The organism is Paraburkholderia sp. GV068 (assembly GCF_003058125.1).
GTDB lineage: Bacteria > Pseudomonadota > Gammaproteobacteria > Burkholderiales > Burkholderiaceae > Paraburkholderia > Paraburkholderia graminis.
The window spans coordinates 1-16,090 of record NZ_QBUB01000030.1 but is presented as its reverse complement, the minus strand read 5'-3'; the positions used below and the strand labels follow the sequence as shown (position 1 = coordinate 16,090).

Annotated in this window: 14 protein-coding genes; 4 read left to right on the top strand and 10 right to left on the bottom strand. The window is 63.3% G+C overall.

What is annotated here, in order from left to right; genetic code table 11:
- Positions 1-42 precede the first annotated feature (42 nt).
- On the bottom strand, positions 43-3,654 hold the full coding sequence (locus C8K18_RS32370; RefSeq protein WP_107710973.1) for an indolepyruvate ferredoxin oxidoreductase family protein: 3,612 nt from the start codon (positions 3,652-3,654) through the stop codon (positions 43-45).
- 366 nt (positions 3,655-4,020) lie between these two features.
- Between C8K18_RS32370 and C8K18_RS32365 the strand changes: the two genes are divergently transcribed.
- Entirely contained in the window at positions 4,021-4,218 is a 198-nt protein-coding gene (locus C8K18_RS32365; protein ID WP_107710972.1) for a hypothetical protein, read from the top strand.
- Between the two features lie 150 nt (positions 4,219-4,368).
- On the opposite strand, the gene hppD is transcribed toward C8K18_RS32365, so the two are convergent.
- The gene (gene hppD, locus C8K18_RS32360; protein WP_053858835.1) at positions 4,369-5,466 is read right to left on the bottom strand and encodes a 4-hydroxyphenylpyruvate dioxygenase; all 1,098 of its coding nucleotides are present in this window, start codon (positions 5,464-5,466) and stop codon (positions 4,369-4,371) included.
- 173 nt (positions 5,467-5,639) lie between these two features.
- Between hppD and C8K18_RS32355 the strand changes: the two genes are divergently transcribed.
- Positions 5,640-6,137 carry an Lrp/AsnC family transcriptional regulator gene (locus C8K18_RS32355; RefSeq protein ID WP_029970894.1) on the top strand — a complete coding sequence of 166 codons (498 nt, stop codon included), beginning with the start codon at positions 5,640-5,642 and terminating at the stop codon, positions 6,135-6,137.
- 97 nt (positions 6,138-6,234) lie between these two features.
- Here the strand turns inward: C8K18_RS32355 and C8K18_RS32350 are convergent, their stop codons facing one another.
- The 8 genes from C8K18_RS32350 to paaA form a co-directional block, all read right to left on the bottom strand.
- A complete protein-coding gene (locus C8K18_RS32350) occupies positions 6,235-6,903 on the bottom strand; it encodes a GNAT family N-acetyltransferase (protein WP_006053050.1) in 669 nt (222 codons plus the stop codon).
- A 253-nt stretch (positions 6,904-7,156) separates the two neighbouring features.
- Positions 7,157-7,765: a TetR/AcrR family transcriptional regulator gene (locus tag C8K18_RS32345; protein ID WP_006053051.1), complete on the bottom strand. Its 609-nt coding sequence runs from the start codon at positions 7,763-7,765 to the stop codon at positions 7,157-7,159.
- Between the two features lie 11 nt (positions 7,766-7,776).
- Positions 7,777-8,592 carry a DUF1835 domain-containing protein gene (locus tag C8K18_RS32340; protein WP_006053052.1) on the bottom strand — a complete coding sequence of 272 codons (816 nt, stop codon included), beginning with the start codon at positions 8,590-8,592 and terminating at the stop codon, positions 7,777-7,779.
- A 151-nt stretch (positions 8,593-8,743) separates the two neighbouring features.
- A complete protein-coding gene (paaE, locus tag C8K18_RS32335; protein WP_006053053.1) occupies positions 8,744-9,832 on the bottom strand; it encodes a 1,2-phenylacetyl-CoA epoxidase subunit PaaE in 1,089 nt (362 codons plus the stop codon).
- A gap of 1 nt (position 9,833) precedes the next feature.
- Complete coding sequence (gene paaD / locus C8K18_RS32330) at positions 9,834-10,406, bottom strand: 1,2-phenylacetyl-CoA epoxidase subunit PaaD (RefSeq protein WP_107710971.1); 573 nt, start codon at positions 10,404-10,406, stop codon at positions 9,834-9,836.
- A gap of 35 nt (positions 10,407-10,441) precedes the next feature.
- Complete coding sequence (gene paaC / locus C8K18_RS32325; protein WP_107710970.1) at positions 10,442-11,245, bottom strand: 1,2-phenylacetyl-CoA epoxidase subunit PaaC; 804 nt, start codon at positions 11,243-11,245, stop codon at positions 10,442-10,444.
- An 8-nt stretch (positions 11,246-11,253) separates the two neighbouring features.
- The gene (paaB, locus tag C8K18_RS32320; RefSeq protein ID WP_006053056.1) at positions 11,254-11,538 is read right to left on the bottom strand and encodes a 1,2-phenylacetyl-CoA epoxidase subunit PaaB; all 285 of its coding nucleotides are present in this window, start codon (positions 11,536-11,538) and stop codon (positions 11,254-11,256) included.
- A 38-nt stretch (positions 11,539-11,576) separates the two neighbouring features.
- Positions 11,577-12,575 (bottom strand): 1,2-phenylacetyl-CoA epoxidase subunit PaaA, encoded by a 999-nt coding sequence (gene paaA / locus C8K18_RS32315; RefSeq protein WP_107710969.1) that lies wholly within the window; start codon positions 12,573-12,575, stop codon positions 11,577-11,579.
- A gap of 217 nt (positions 12,576-12,792) precedes the next feature.
- Between paaA and C8K18_RS32310 the strand changes: the two genes are divergently transcribed.
- Both C8K18_RS32310 and C8K18_RS32305 read left to right on the top strand, forming a co-directional pair.
- Positions 12,793-14,421, top strand: coding sequence for an NAD(P)/FAD-dependent oxidoreductase (locus C8K18_RS32310; RefSeq protein WP_006053058.1), 1,629 nt, complete (start codon positions 12,793-12,795; stop codon positions 14,419-14,421).
- A gap of 131 nt (positions 14,422-14,552) precedes the next feature.
- Positions 14,553-15,830 carry an SGNH/GDSL hydrolase family protein gene (locus C8K18_RS32305; RefSeq protein WP_107710968.1) on the top strand — a complete coding sequence of 426 codons (1,278 nt, stop codon included), beginning with the start codon at positions 14,553-14,555 and terminating at the stop codon, positions 15,828-15,830.
- Positions 15,831-16,090: the final 260 nt, after the last annotated feature.

Below are 16,090 nucleotides of genomic sequence, written 5' to 3'. Positions count from 1 at the left end.
ATCCTGGCGTTAGCGGCCGGAACACGGCGCGTTTTGGCAACGTCAAGCCGCGTGCTGCGTCGTGCCCGCTTGCGGCGAGCGCCAGCGCGCGAGCAGATCGTTCCACTTCACGCGCACGCCTTTCAGGTTGTTTTCCTTGATGTGTCCATAGCCGCGGATGCCGTCCGGCAGATTCGCAAGTTCGACTGCCAGCTCGCGGTTCTGCGCGTTAAGCCCGCCGATCAGTTCGCGCACCAGCGTTTCGTACTCGCCGATCAGCGCACGCTCGGTGCGACGCTCTTCCGTCTTGCCGAAAATGTCGAACGCCGTGCCGCGCAGGAACTTCAGCTTCGCCAGTCCATGCATTGCGCTGAAGACCCACGGGCCGTACTTCTTCTTGATCAGATGGCCCTGGGCGTCTTTCTTCGAGAACATCGGCGGCGCGAGGTGAATGTGCAGCTTCCAGTCGCCCTCGAAGCTCGCTTTCAACTTCTCGATGAACGCCGGATCGCTGTATAGCCGCGCGACTTCGTACTCGTCCTTGTACGCCATCAGCTTATGCAGATTCTTCGCGACCGCTTCGGTTAGCGGCAACTGGCCGTCGCCCGAATCGAGCGCCGACTCGGCCGCGCGCACTTGTGAAACCAGCGCGCGATAACGCTCGGCGTATGCGCTGTTCTGCCATGCCGTGAGGTAGGCAGCGCGCTTGTCGATCAACGTGTCGAGCGCTTTCGGCGTGTGCAGCGAAATGATCTTGCTGCTGGTGGCGTTGGCCTCGGCATCGGTTGCGGCACCCGCGCGCTGCGATTGCGCGAACTTGCGCACGGTCGCCGGATCGTGTGCCGCGCGGCGGCCCCATTCGAATGCCGCGCGGTTCTTCTCGACCTGCACGTTGTTCAGCTCGATTGCGCGCATCAACGACTGATACGTGAGCGGCACCCAGCCGCGTTGCCACGCGTAGCCGAGCACGAACGGGTTCGTGTAGATCGCGTCGCCGAGCAGCGCGACCGCGAAGTGATTGGCGTCGACGGTATCGACGCATTCATCGCCCGCCCCCGCGCGTACGTCCGCTTCCGTGCTGCTGCCAGGAAAGCGCCAGTTCGGGTTCTTGATGAGTTCCGCGGTCGGCGTGTGCGCGCTATTGAGCACCACGCGCGTTTGACCGGCTTGCATCCGCGACACGCATTCGTCGCTCGCCGTCACGATCGCATCGCAGCCGATCACGAGACTCGCTTCGCCCATTGCGATGCGCGTGGCGTGAATGTCGTCGGGCTTGTTCGCGATCTGCACATGACTCATCACGGCGCCGCCTTTCTGCGCGAGGCCGGTGACGTCGAGCACCGTCACGCCCTTGTTCTCCAGATGCGCGGCCATGCCGAGCAGCGCGCCGATCGTCACGACACCCGTGCCGCCGACACCTGTCACCAGCACGCCGTAAGGACGGTCGATGGACGGCAGCGCGGGTTCCGGCACCGGCGGCATCGCGTCGCCGACAATGCCGGATGCCGCTTTCGGCTTGCGCAACTGACCGCCTTCGACGGACACGAAGCTCGGGCAGAAGCCGTTCACGCAGGAGAAGTCCTTGTTGCAGGTGGACTGGTTGATCTGGCGCTTGGTGCCGTATTCGGTATCGAGCGGCTCGACTGACAGGCAGTTCGACTTGACCGAGCAGTCGCCGCAACCTTCGCACACCGCCTCGTTGATGACGACGCGGCGTGCCGGGTCCGGATACGCGCCGCGTTTCCTGCGGCGGCGCTTTTCGGTCGCGCAGGTCTGGTCGTAGATCAGGATCGTGGTGCCGGGAATCTCGCGCAACTGGCGTTGCACTTCGTCGAGCTTGTCGCGATGGTGAATGTCGATGCCGGGCGCAAGACCCACGTTCGCCGAATATTTTTCGGGCTCGTCGGTGACGATCACGATCTTCGACGCGCCTTCGGCCGCGAGTTGATGCGTGATCTGCGGCACGGTCAGCGCGCCGTCGACCGGCTGGCCGCCGGTCATCGCGACTGCATCGTTGTAAAGCAGCTTGTAGGTGATGTTCGCCTTCGACGCGATGGCCGCGCGAATCGCGAGCAGCCCCGAGTGGAAGTAGGTGCCGTCGCCGAGATTGGCGAACACGTGCTTGTCATTCGTGAACGGCGCCTGGCCGATCCACGCGACGCCTTCGCCGCCCATCTGGCTGAACGTGCTCGTGCTGCGGTCCATCCACACGGTCATGTAATGGCAGCCGATGCCCGCCATCGCGCGCGAGCCTTCCGGCACATTCGTCGACGTGTTGTGCGGGCAGCCCGAGCAGAACCATGGCTTGCGTTCGGCTTCGACGCGCGGGCGCGCGAGCGCCTTTTCCTTCGCTTCGATCACTGTGATGCGCGCGGCGATGCGGGCGCGCACGTCGGACGGCAGATCGAACTTGGCAAGCCGCGCGGCGATGGCCTTCGCGATGATCGCGGGCGACAGTTCGTAGTGCGCCGGCAGCAGCCAGTTGCCCATCGGCACCGACCATTCGCCGCCCGCGCCGTCTTTCTCGTCGAACTTGCCGAACACACGCGGACGCTGCGCGTCGGGCCAGTTGTACAACTCTTCCTTGATCGCGTATTCGAGAATCTGACGCTTTTCTTCGACCACGAGAATTTCGTCGAGACCGCGCGCGAAGGCTTGCGCGCCTTGCGCCTCGAGCGGCCACACGCAGCCGACCTTATAGAGGCGGATGCCGATGCGCGCGCAGGTTTCGTCGTCGAGACCGAGGTCGGTCAGCGCCTGACGCACATCCAGATACGCCTTGCCGCCCGTCATGATGCCGAAGCGCGCGTGCGGCGAGTCGATCTCGACGCGATCCAGCTTGTTCGCGCGCACGTAGGCGAGCGCCGCGTACCACTTGTAGTCGAGCAGACGCGCTTCCTGCACGAGCGGCGGATCGGGCCAGCGAATATTCAGACCGCCTTCGGGCATCGCGAAGTCGTCCGGCAGAACGATCTTCGTGCGATGCGGATCGATGTCGACGGAAGCCGACGATTCGACCACGTCGGTCACGCACTTCATTGCCACCCACAGGCCGGAGTAGCGGCTCATTGCCCAGCCGTGCAGGCCGAAGTCGAGATATTCCTGCACGTTCGACGGGAACAGCACCGGCAGCCCGCATGCTTTGAAAATGTGTTCCGACTGATGCGCGAGTGTCGACGATTTGGCCGCGTGATCGTCGCCGGCGAGCACGAGCACACCGCCATGCCGCGACGATCCCGCCGAATTGCCGTGCTTGAAGACGTCGCCGGAACGGTCGACGCCGGGGCCCTTGCCGTACCACATCGAAAACACGCCGTCGTATTTGGCGCTTGGGTACAGATTGACCTGTTGCGAACCCCAAACGGCGGTCGCCGCGAGGTCTTCATTGACGCCCGGCTGGAACACGACCTGATGTGAGGCGAGATGCTGTTTCGCCTTCCACAAGGATTGATCGAGTCCGCCGAGCGGCGATCCGCGGTAACCGGAGATGAAGCCGGCCGTGTTCAGGCCGGCGGCGCGGTCGCGTTCCTGCTGCAGCATCGGCAGACGCACCAGCGCCTGGATGCCGCTCATGTACGCGCGGCCGCGTTCCAGAGTGTATTTGTCGTCGAGCGTGACGGAAGATAGAGCGGCTTCGAGCGAAGCTCGCTGACCTGCGTCTAGCGGGGCATTCATTATGTGTACTCCTCCACCCAGTTTGGGATCGCCAAAACTTTTTGGGCCGCGGCATCTTGTGAATGCGTATGGCCGGGGTCGCCATATTGACGTGTTTTAAGTGATGGTAGCACTGGTGAAAACCCGCCGCATCGCGGCAGAAAGTTCGCAGTGCTGCCGCCGCCATGCGGCGTTCATGCTGGTGCTGTTTGTTGCAAAGTTCGCCTAACGTCTGTGAGTTGCCGGTGTAACAAGCTGTAAAACCTACAATCTCATGGAACCGCGAGGCAGATGCGTGTCTAACACCGCACCTGTGAGCAATGTCTGTGTAACGCGTCGCATGTTGCGGCGCTTCAGGACAACAGGGCAGTTAGAAAAGGAGTACGCATGAACACTAGAAATATCCAGACCTTCCTGATGGTTTCGGCCGCCTTTTTCGCCATGAGCGCGCCGGTGCGCTCGAATGCGAGCACAGGCACGCAGTCGAGCGTGATTACCCGCACGGCGCTGGTCGCCCCGGCGCGTATCGCCATCAACCGCATCGCGCGGGAAAGCGCGTCCGCGAAGGAAGACCAGAATTCGTGACGCGCTGCTGATGCGGCGTGTCGACGGTTAAACCGGCCGTCGCTCAGCGTTGAGCGGCGGCGCAAACGACGAGGGCGGGGATCGTTAGATCCTCGCCCTTGTCGTTTTATTGGCCTGTCACCTACTGCGCCGGAAATAGGCGCTTAGCGTTCAAGCCTTGTCCTGCACGACGCCGCGGCGAATCTGATCCAGTTCGATCGATTCGAACAGCGCCTTGAAGTTGCCCTCGCCAAAGCCCTGATTGCCCTTGCGCTGAATGATCTCGAAGAAGATCGGGCCGATCTGGTTCTCGGTGAAGATTTGCAGCAGCAAGTCGTCCGGCGCGCCGTCGATCAGAATCTTGCGCTTGCGCAGTTCGTCGAGCGGCTCGCCGTGATTCGGCACGCGGCGGTCGACGAGTTCGTAGTAGGTGTCGATGGTATCGAGGAGCGAGATATTCGATGCGCGCAGGCCGTCGACGGTACGGTAAATGTCGTTGCTGCCGAGCGCGATGTGCTGGATGCCCTCGCCGTGGTACGCGTCCAGATACTCCTGAATCTGCCCGGACGTTTCCGAGCCTTCCTCGTTGATCGGAATGCGGATCTTGCCGCACGGCGACGTCATCGCTTTCGACTTCACGCCCGTCACTTTGCCTTCGATGTCGAAATAGCGCACTTCGCGGAAATTGAAGAGGCGCTCGTAAAACTCCGCCCATTCCTGCATGCGGCCCCGGTGGACGTTGTGCGTCAGGTGGTCGATGTAGGTGAGGCCGTGACCGACTGGGTTCGGATTCGCGCCGGCAATCGGCTCGAAGTCCACATCGTAAATGTCGATGTCGCCGACGCTGCCCGGCGCCGCGTCGTTCTTGCCGCGCCAGCGATCGACGAAATAGATCAGCGAATCGCCGATGCCCTTGATTGCGGGAATGTTCAGTTCCATCGGGCCGGTTTTATTGTCGAAGCCCCACGCGCCTTTTTCGATGGCCTGCCTGTAGGCCTTGCCCGCGTCCTGGACGCGGAACGCGATCGCGCAGATCGACGGACCGTGCAGACGCGCGAAGCGTTGCGCGAACGAATCCGGCTCGCCATTGACGATAAAGTTGATCTCGCCTTGCCGGTAAAGCGTCACGTCCTTATGACGATGACGGGCGATGGCGGTAAAACCCATCTGCTCGAACAGCTTGCCGAGCGCTTTGGGATCGGGGGCGGTGTATTCGATGAATTCGAAGCCGTCGGTGCCGACCGGATTGTCCCAAGTTGAAACCTGCATTTGTCTCTCTCCATGTCGAGGGCGCGTGGCGCCGGAGTCGCGCGCGCAATGCCGGAGCGCGACCGAATGACGCAAGTGTAAAGGCGGGATCGCGCTCGAAACTTGCGAACTTAATCGCACTGGCGTAGCGTGGCGCTATTTTCTAGCTCAATCTCCGAAAACGGCGGCAGAAAGTGACTCATATAGAGATAGACGCCATCGACCGGCGTATTCTGGCGATCCTTCAGGAGAATGGCCGGTTGTCGAATCAGGAGATCGCGGAGCGGATCAATCTTTCACCGAGTCCGTGTTTGCGGCGCATACGGCGGCTCGAGGAGAGCGGGGTGATTCGCGGCTACGTCGCGCTGCTGGACGCGCAGCGCCTCGGGCTTGATCTGCTCGCATACGTCAATGTGCGGCTGGAAAAGCGCGGCGGTTCCGCGCTAAGTCCGCGCGGCGAGGCGACCCACGCCGACCTGTTCCGCGCGGCCGTGCAGACGTGGCCGGAAGTGGTGGCGTGTCACGCAATGACCGGCGAGATGGACTATCTGCTACGCGTTCAGGTGGAGGACATGGCGCACTTTTCGCGCTTCGTGCAGGACCAACTGCTGCATCACCCGTCGGTGATCGACGTCAAAACGAGCTTCTCGCTGGAAAAGATCAAGGAGACGACGGCGTTGCCGATCTTATGAAAGTGCGTCGGTTGGGGCGCGCGGCACACGGCCGGTAAACCGCAAAGGGCAGCCATGAAGCTGCCCTTTGTAGTGGATGACGGCGTCTGCCCAATGTTCAGGCCGCGGCGGCTGTCGGCATGAAGGACTCGAGCAATCGCGACGTGCGGCGTGCCTGGCGCTTGAGCGCATAGTCGAACACCGCAGCCTGTTCCTGCAGCATTTCCGTGATGATGCTCGTTTGGTCGGCCGGCGGCAGCGTCAGATAAGCGTCTGCTTCGCCGTACGCGTACTCGATCTTCATGCCCGCTTTTTTCGCGATGTGCATCATCGTCGAGTTGCGCGACAGACAGTGCATGTACAGCGTGGTGACATGCGTGTTGCGGCTGCGAATGGCCGCGCGCTCAAACAGCCTGGAACCGATACCCTGGCCGCGCACGCTTTCGAGCACGGAAACGCCGAACTCCGCCGTGCGCTTGTCGCCTTCAGCCGGCAAGTAAGCGAGGTGACCGACGCCCGTAAGCTGCAACTGATCGTCGAACACGCCGAACACGGTGTCGCGCTTGAAATCGATTGCGCGGACGTAGTTCTCGATGACATGGTCGGGCACCACCTGACCGAAGCGCAGCAGGCGGTCGTCTTCGTCGAGCGCGAGGAAGTGCGTCAACAGACGTTCACGGTCGACCGCGGTGAGTTCACGAACCAGAGCAGGCGCACGACCGGCAGGCAGCGACGCGCGATCGTGCGCGACGATCGGCTCGGCGGCGCGGGGTGTAATCATGTTCATGGTCAGGTTCTCCTTGTCATCGTGCGGCGTTGGTGCACCGCAAAAACGATTCTAACGGAAACGCTAACCGATCACTAGGGAAAACCCGTATCTTTATTCGAGGGTGCTGCCTAACTGCGGGGTTGTCTTATTGTTAACCAGTTGATTTCAAAAGATAATTAATAAAAGAACGAGCGTGCGTGGCACGATGTCGCGCATATGCGACGCGCTTATTTACCGATGCCGCATATTGCTGTGCTGCGCCATCCCGCCATCAAGCCGGCGCGCAGCCCAGCCCGTGGTCCACCATGCTCACCACCTGTTCCGCGAATTCGCTATAGCCCATGCGTCCGCCGGGCTTGAGCCAGGTGAAGGTCCAGTTGATCATGCCGAATACCATCATCGTGAGCGCGGTCTGGTTTTCACGCGTGGCGCGCTCGGGGTAAGCGCGCGCGAGTTGCCGCGCAAACGCAGCGACGACGTCGCGCTGACGGTTGAGAATCACCTCGCGCTGCGCGTCGACGAGATACTTCACGTCGTTCAGCAGTGCGACGTGGCGGCTGTGCGACGTCTCGTATTCCGACAGGAACGCGCGGATCAACTCGGCAAAGGTCTCGCGCTCGGTGAGGCCGCGGCGCTGACTTGCGCCCTCCACCTCGGCGATGATCAGCATCAGCCGTTTGGTGTAGCGGTCCAGCAGATCGAAAAGGATCGCTTCCTTGCTCTCGTAATAGTGATAGAGGCGCGCTTTCGACGTGCCGCTCGCAGCGGCAAGGTCTGACATCGACGTGCTGGGATAGCTCGTCTGTGCGAATTTGGCCGCGGCCAGTTCGAGAATCTGTTCGCGCTGGCTTTCGTGGTCGGGGGCTCGGGTGCGGGCCATGGTCGTCTGTTTTATTCCTGTGGACAGGGGGCGAGCGCCGCGCACAGCTCGAGCGTCCGCCATGCGCCGGTGTCGCCGCGCAGCTTGATCCGGCGCGTGGCGGCCAGTTCGCGGAAGCGCCACAGCACGATGCTGTCGCTGACCAGAAACCCGAGCTCCGCGGTCATGACTTCCGCGGCCACTCGCGACGCCGGTTGCCAGTCCGCCGTCGCGTGCTCGAGTATCAGCGCGTCCAGATCGGCGAAGCTGCCGCTCGTGAAGGTGTTGTCGCGCCAGCGCCGCGTCTCGCCGTTTGCGTGCTTCGCTTCCTGCCATTCGAGCGCGAGCCGGCTGATGCGCAGCACCGAGATGGGCGCCGCGTCGGGCAAACGCGCGTGCAGCACGGACGGCGCGAACATGCCGACGGACGTCGCGCGGTCTTTGCGGCTGTACGCCCATGCGCCCGTGTCGGTGAGATCGCGGATCGACAGACGCACTTCGTTCAGGCGTTGCGGATTATTGCGCAGGTAGTAGCAGACCCGGCGCAGCATCAATTGATCGGATGCGCTTTCGCCATGCCAGACCACGAGATTCGCTTCGCCGCGTGCAATCGCTTCGAGCGCTGCGGCCTGCTCGCGAAACTCGCGGACGAAATCGCGCTTCGTGTCAGCGCTCACGCGGTCCCAGAAGGTGGCGCGCACTTGCGGGTCGTCGTCGATTCCTCGCAACGGACCGACCGCCAGATCGTCGCGCAGTGCCTGCACGCGGTCGTCGCGGCCCGTTTCGCGCAACGCCGTGCGCAATGATTCCGCGGCGACGTCGCCGTTAGTGAGGTGGATGGTGCTCATCGGCCGTGGCTGGTTTTTGTACGCGATTAGACAAAGGGCCGCTCGCCTCGCGGACCGGAACGGTCCGACTGCGAGCGGCCCCTAGTGTAAGCGGATCGCGGAATGGCTCAAAGCACAGGGGCGCCGAACGTGCCGAACGCGCCAAGCGCGCTCAACGTTCGTCGTAGCTCACCACCACGCGATCGCTGATCGGATGGCATTGACAGGTCAGCACGAAGCCGTCGCGGATTTCATGCTCTTCGAGCGTGTAGTTCTTTTCCATCTTCACTTCGCCTTCCACGACTTTCGCGCGACAGGTGCAGCACACGCCGCCTTTGCACGCATACGGCAGCGCGAGCCCGGCACGCAGACCGACGTCGAGCACGCTCACGCCCTGATACGGCAGGCGCAGCTTGCGGCGCTTTCCGTCGAGCACGATTTCGAGCTCGGCTGCGGGCGTGTCGTCGGTGATTTCGACGGGCGGCACGCCCGCTTGCGGCAGCGGCGAGCCAAAGCGTTCCACGTGCACCTTTTCCGACGGCACGCCGGCGGCTTTGAGCGCGGCTTCGGCGGCGTCCATCATCGGCGCGGGGCCGCAGATAAAGGCTTCGTCGATGGAATCGGCCGGCACCAGGCTTTCCAGAAACGCCGCGCATTTCTTCTGGTCGAGCACGCCGTTGAACAGTTCGACGTCCTGCAAATCGTCGGACAGCACGTGGTACAGCACGAAGCGGTTCATGAAGCGGTTCTTCAGATCTTCGAGTTCTTCGGCGAACATGATCTGATCCACGCTGCGGTTGCCGTAAATCAGCACAAAGGTGCTGCGCGGTTCGACCTCGAGCGTCGTCTTGATGATGGCGAGCACCGGCGTGATGCCCGAGCCGCCTGCAAACGCGACGTACTGCTGGCCGTGGTCCACGTTCAGATGCGTGAAGAAGCGGCCGTCCGGCGTCATCACGTCAATCGTGTGGCCGGGCTGCAGCGTGTCGAAGGCGAAATTCGAGAAGCGCCCGCCGCGCACGCGCTTGATGCCGATGCGCAGTTCGCCGTCGCGGTCGTAGTCGGTGACGCCCACGCAGATCGAGTACGAACGGCGCGTTTCCTCTCCGTCGATATGCGTTTTGAGCGTGACGAACTGGCCTTGCGTGAAGCGGTAAAGCTCGCGCAGTTCGGCGGGGACTTCGAAGGCAACCGAGACCGCGTCGGCGGTTTCAGGCCGCACTTCGCGGATACGCAGCGGATGAAATTGCGGGGTAGCCATATCAGTATGGTTTGAAATAGTCGAAGGGTTCGCGGCAGTCGAGGCAGCGGTACAAGGCTTTGCAGGCGGTCGAGCCGAATTGCGCGAGACGCTCGGTGTGCGCCGAGCCGCAGCGCGGGCACGAAGGCGCGGGCAGCGCGCGCGGCACGAAGCGCATGACCTTTCCGCGCGGCCGCAAACCCGAATCGGCCGGCGATCCGCAATTGCCGGTGGGCGGCGCGATGCCGTAGGCGCGCAGTTTGTCGCGGGCTTCGACGGTCATCCAGTCAGTGGTCCACGCGGGCGCGAGCACGGTGGCGATGCGATAAGGCGTGAGTCCCGCGACGTCGAGTGCATGCGCGACGTCTTCGGCGATCTGCGACATGGCCGGACAGCCGGAATAGGTCGGCGTGATCACCACCTCGAGCGTGCCGTCGTCCGTGCGCCGCACGTCGCGCAGAATGCCGAGCTCGCGGATCGATACCACCGGAATCTCGGGATCGGGCACGGCTTCGAGCACCGCCCACGCGCGTTCGAGCGTGGCGTCGTCATTAGCGTCGTCAAGGGCGGCGGTGGGCGCGGTCGAGGTCGTCATCGTCTGATTTGCCGTGATTTGCCGTGTTATTGCGATTACCAGGTCGCGCCGGGATGCTGCCGCGCGAGGCTTTGCATTTCGGCCAGCACGAAGCCCATGTGCTCCGAATGCTCGCCGTGCTTGCCGGTCGTGACGTGCTTGACCGGTTCGGGAAGCGTAAGCGTGGCTTGGTCGAGTGTGGCGCGCACGTCGTCGAGCCAGGCGGCTTCCAGATCGGCGCTGAGCGGGCCAATGCCAGCCGCGGCGATCGCTTCTTCCACGGCGTCGGTGCTGAAAAACTCGCGCGTGTACGGCATCAGGTAATCGAGCGCGGCCTGCGAGCGGCGGTGCGATTCCTCCGTGCCGTCGCCGAAACGGATCAGCCATTCGCTCGCGTGATGGACGTGGTAGCTCGTTTCCTTGATCGACTTCGACGCGATCGCGGCCAGTTGCGTGTCGGTCGATTGCGTGAGCGCGGTCCAGACATGCGCCATCAGCGTCGAATAAAGGAAATTGCGCACAATGGTGACCGCGTAGTCCTTCTCGGCTTGCGCCGTCGCGGAGAGCGGGCCGTAGTGCGGCAGTTCCACCAGCGTGTAATTGGCGAACTCGCGCTCGGCGCGGAAGTACGCGTAGTCGTCTTCGGTGCGGGTCTTGCCGGTGAGCTGCTGTTCGAGCGACGCCGCGTGCGTGTACAGCAGACGCGCCTGGCCGATCAGATCGAGGCTCATGTTCGACAGCGCGATGTCTTCTTCGAGAATCGGGCCGTGGCCGCACCACTCGGCATTGCGCTGACCGAGAATCAGCGCGGTATCGGCGAGGCGCAGCACGTATTGCAGATGTTCTAGCGTGATGTTCATGGCCGCGCTTACATGTGGTTGACTTCGTCGGGAAGCGTGTAGAACGTCGGGTGGCGGTAAATCTTGTCGGCCGCCGGTTCGAACAGTTCCGCCTTGTCTTGCGGCGCGGACGCCGTAATCGCCGACGACGGCACCACCCAGATGCTCACGCCTTCCTGGCGGCGCGTGTAGACGTCCCGCGCCATGCGCAGCGCCATTTGCGCGTCGGCGGCGTGCAGGCTGCCGCAGTGTTTATGGTCGAGTCCCTGCTTGCTGCGCACGAAGACTTCCCAAATCGGCCATTCCTTGTTCATGCTGATCTCCTGATTCCTTGCCTGGCGAGCCGCGTTGTTCAGGCGGCGTGCTGTTGGGCGCGTTGGCGTTGTTTCTCGGCGTGGTCGATGGCGGCTTCGCGAACCCAGGCGCCCTCGTTATGCGCCTTGACGCGGGTGCCAAGGCGCTCGCGATTGCATGGGCCGTCGCCGTTCACGACGCGCCAGAATTCTTCCCAGTCGATGTCGCCGTAGTCGTAGTGGCCGCGCGCTTCGTTCCATTTGAGGTCGGGGTCGGGCAGCGTCACGCCGAGCACCTTCGCCTGTTCGACGGTGGCGTCGACGAATTTCTGACGCAGGTCGTCGTTCGAAATGCGCTTGATGCCCCATTTCGACGACTGATTGCTGTGGATGGAATCCTTGTCGCTCGGACCGAACATCATCAGCACCGGCCACCACCAGCGGTTCACCGCCTGCTGGACGAGTTCGCGCTGCGCGTCGGTGCCGGACATCATCGACATCAGCGCGTCAAAGCCCTGGCGCTGGTGGAACGACTCTTCCTTGCAGATGCGGATCATCGCGCGGGCGTACGGGCCGTAAGTGCAACGGCACAGCGGAATCTGATTCATGATCGCCGCGCCGTCGACCAGCCAGCCGATCACGCCGACATCCGCCCAGGTGGGCGTCGGGTAATTGAAGATGCTCGAATATTTGGCCTTGCCGGAATGCAGCGCCGCGACGAGCTGATCGCGCGAGACGCCGAGCGTTTCGGCCGCGCTATATAGATAGAGACCGTGGCCGGCTTCGTCCTGCACCTTGGCGAGCAGAATCGCCTTGCGCTTGAGGCTCGGCGCGCGCGTGATCCAGTTGCCTTCCGGCAGCATGCCGACGATCTCCGAATGCGCGTGCTGCGAAATCTGGCGCACGAGCGTCTTGCGATACGCGTCGGGCATCCAGTCTTGCGGTTCTATCTTGCCGTCCGCGGCCATGACGGCGTCGAATTGCGCCTGCTCCGGCGATGTCGCGCCGGATTCCAGCGGGGCCACGTTGCCGGGAATATCCAGGGATTGCGTGTACATGGGGACGCTCTTTCTGGGGGAGTTATCTGGTTTGCACAGTATAAGCCAACCGACCGGTCGGTTAATAAATTTTTTTGAGACGGACGGCGCTCGCTCCGACAGCAGCCGGCGCGGGTTCGCGACCTGTTTTGCTTCGCGCGGAAACCCCGCACCGGCGCTTAGCCTATAAAATTGCGAATTGGCCGCGATTGCGGCCCTCCTGCATCCCCGGTACTTCATGCTACGTCTAAGCGAAATCAAACTCCCGCTCGATCATCCCGAGAGCGCTCTCGAGGCCGCCGTCCGCGCGCGTCTCGCGGAACTCGGCGTGCCTCACGACGGGCTCGTCCGATACACCGTGTTCCGGCGCGCCCACGATGCGCGCAAGCGCGCCGACATCAAGCTGACCTACATCGTCGACGTCGAGGTCACGGACGAAGCCGCCGCGCTCAAGCGGATCGCCGACGTGCCGCATTGCGCCGTGACGCCCGACATGACGTACCGGTTCGTCGCCAGGGCGCCGGCGCAGTTCAGCGGGCCGCGTCCGGTGGTGATCGGCATGGGACCATGCGGGCTGTTCGCCGGGCTGATCCTCGCGCAAATGGGCTTCCGTCCGATCATCCTCGAGCGCGGCAAGGCGGTGCGCGAGCGCACCAAGGACACCTTCGGCCTGTGGCGCAAGTCGGTGCTGAATCCGGAATCGAACGTGCAGTTTGGCGAGGGCGGCGCGGGTACGTTTTCGGACGGCAAGCTGTATAGCCAGATCAAGGACCCGAAGCACTATGGCCGCAAGGTGCTGGACGAATTCGTGCGGGCCGGCGCGCCAGAGGACATTCTGTATCTGAGCCGGCCGCATATCGGCACGTTTCGCCTCGTGAGCATGGTCGAGAAGATGCGCGCGACCATCCACGAACTGGGCGGCGAAGTGCGTTTCGAAACGCGCGTGGACGATATCGACATCGATAACGGAAAAGTGCGCGGGCTGACGCTGTCGACGGGCGAAACGCTGCGCTGCGACCATGTGGTGCTCGCCGTCGGGCACAGCGCGCGGGATACGTTTCAGATGTTGCACGACCGCGGCGTTTATATCGAAGCCAAGCCGTTCTCGCTCGGGTTTCGGATCGAGCATCCGCAGGGCTTGATCGACCGTAGCCGGTTCGGCAAGTTTGCCGGCCACAAGCAACTGGGCGCCGCCGACTATAAGGTGGTGCATCACTGCAGCAACGGCCGCGCGGTGTACAGCTTCTGCATGTGCCCGGGCGGGACGGTGGTCGCCGCGACGTCCGAGCCGGGGCGCGTGGTGACCAACGGCATGAGCCAGTATTCGCGAGCCGAGCGCAATGCGAACGCGGGAATCGTCGTGGGCATCACGCCCGACGATTATCCGGGCGGGCCGCTTGCCGGCATCGCATTCCAACGGAAATGGGAAGAGCGGGCGTTCGAACTGGGCGGCGGCAACTATATGGCGCCGGGCCAACTGGTCGGCGACTTCATTGCCGGACGGCCGTCGACGTCGCTTGGTTCGGTCGTGCCGTCTTATAAGCCGGGCGTGCATCCCACGGATCTCAGCACGGCGCTGCCCGACTACGTGATCGAGGCGATTCGCGAAGCGCTTCCGCAAATGGACAAGAAGATCGCGGGCTTCGCGATGCATGACGCGGTGCTGACGGGCGTCGAGACGCGGACGTCGTCGCCGATCCGGGTGCGCCGACGCGACGACTATCAGAGCGTGAACGTCGAGGGCTTGTATCCGGCGGGAGAGGGCGCGGGTTACGCCGGCGGGATCTATTCGGCGGCGATCGACGGAATTGAAGTGGCTGAAGCGCTGGCTTTGAAGATGACGGGTGAGCTGCAAGTGGCCGGGTGAGGGTGCTGGCTGTGCGTTGCGGGCTTTGTCCGTTTGCGAGTGCGAGTGCGGGCGTATGCCGCCCGCGCTGGCCCGCGTCGGCCGACGCGGATCGTGCACAATGGCCGTTTCGCTTGAAACCAAGTACACGAATGACCATTCGCTCTCTGGCCGCGGCATGCGGCGCCGCGCTGCTTTGCCAGCTTGCCGTTTCCTCCTCTGTCGCCGCCGCTGGCACGGACGCCTCGGCGCATTGGGTCACGGCGTGGGCAACCGCGCTGCAGCCCATCCCCCAACGCGCTGACTTGCCGCCGCTGTATCGCGCGCCTGAAGTGGCGGGGCGCACCGTCCGTCAGATTGTCTACCCGACGCTGTCGGGAAAATCTGTGCGGATTCACCTCAGCAATGAATACGGCAAGACGCCGCTCGTTATCGAGGATCTGCGCATTGCGCGGTCGGCGGGCGGCGCTGCCGCGTCGGCTGGCGGCGGCGCGCGTGTGACCTTCGGCGGGAAGCCGAGTGTGAGCGTTGCGCCCGGCCGCGAACTGGACAGCGACCCAATCGCGATGGACGTCGCGGAAGGCGCGCCGTATGCCATTAGCGCGTTTATGGCGCCGGACCAGCGAGTGGTCGCGTGGCACCGGGTTTCCAGCCAGCTTAATTATGTTTCCAGCCCCGGCAACCACGCGGCGGACGCGACGGCAGAAGCGTTTCGCGGGCGCTTCACTCAATATGTGTGGGTGACGGGGCTGTCCGTCGACGCTGCGCCGGGATCGACGGCAATTGCGGCGATCGGCGATTCGATCACGGACGGCATGCGCTCCAGCCTGAACCAGAACCGCCGATGGCCGGACGCGTTCGCCCGCCGATTGGCCGGCTCGGGGAACCGCTCGACGGCCGTGATCAATCTCGGTATCAGCGGCAACCGGCTGCTTAACGATTCTCCGTGCTATGGCGACGCGCTCGTCACGCGATTTGGGCGCGACGCGCTCGAGCGGCCCGGCGTCAAGGCGGTGATTCTGCTGATCGGCATCAACGACATTAATTTCGCGGCGATGCCGGCGCGCAGCGGGCTCGACTGCGATTTCCCGCACGCGTCGGTGACAGCGGCCGACCTGATCGCGGGCTATCAGCGGGTGATCGCGGCCGCGCGACGTGCGGGAGTCAAGGTGTTCGGCGGGACGCTGACGCCCGCAGCGCTTCCGGCGTCGCGCGAGAACATCCGGCTGGCCGTCAACGAGTGGATCCGTTCCAGCCATGCTTTCGACGGCGTAGTCGATTTCGACGCCGCGCTGCGCGATCCGGCCGAGCCGGGACGTCTGCAGCGCAAGTACGATAGCGGCGACCACATTCACCCAAGCGATGCCGGCTACGCGGCCATGGCGGAAGCGGTTTCCGTCGACGGAGCCGTGAATTCGGCGCGCAAATGAGTGACTGACGATAAAGTTCTCGCCAAACCCTTGAAATAAGGCTCTGGGCCGCCTATGATTTCGTTCCTCGTTTGCGAACGAGGGCCGCGACGGGAAGGAGCGGCGGTGACGTCAACAAAGTTTTAAGCGAAAGCGAAAAAATGGGGTTGACGAACCGAAAGAGAGTCTTCATAATCTCGCTTCTCTGCTGCTGATGCAGCGACGCAGAACGAAGCAGTGCCGGGTGGTTGAAATGGGCGCTGTGAAGTGTGCGAACCGAT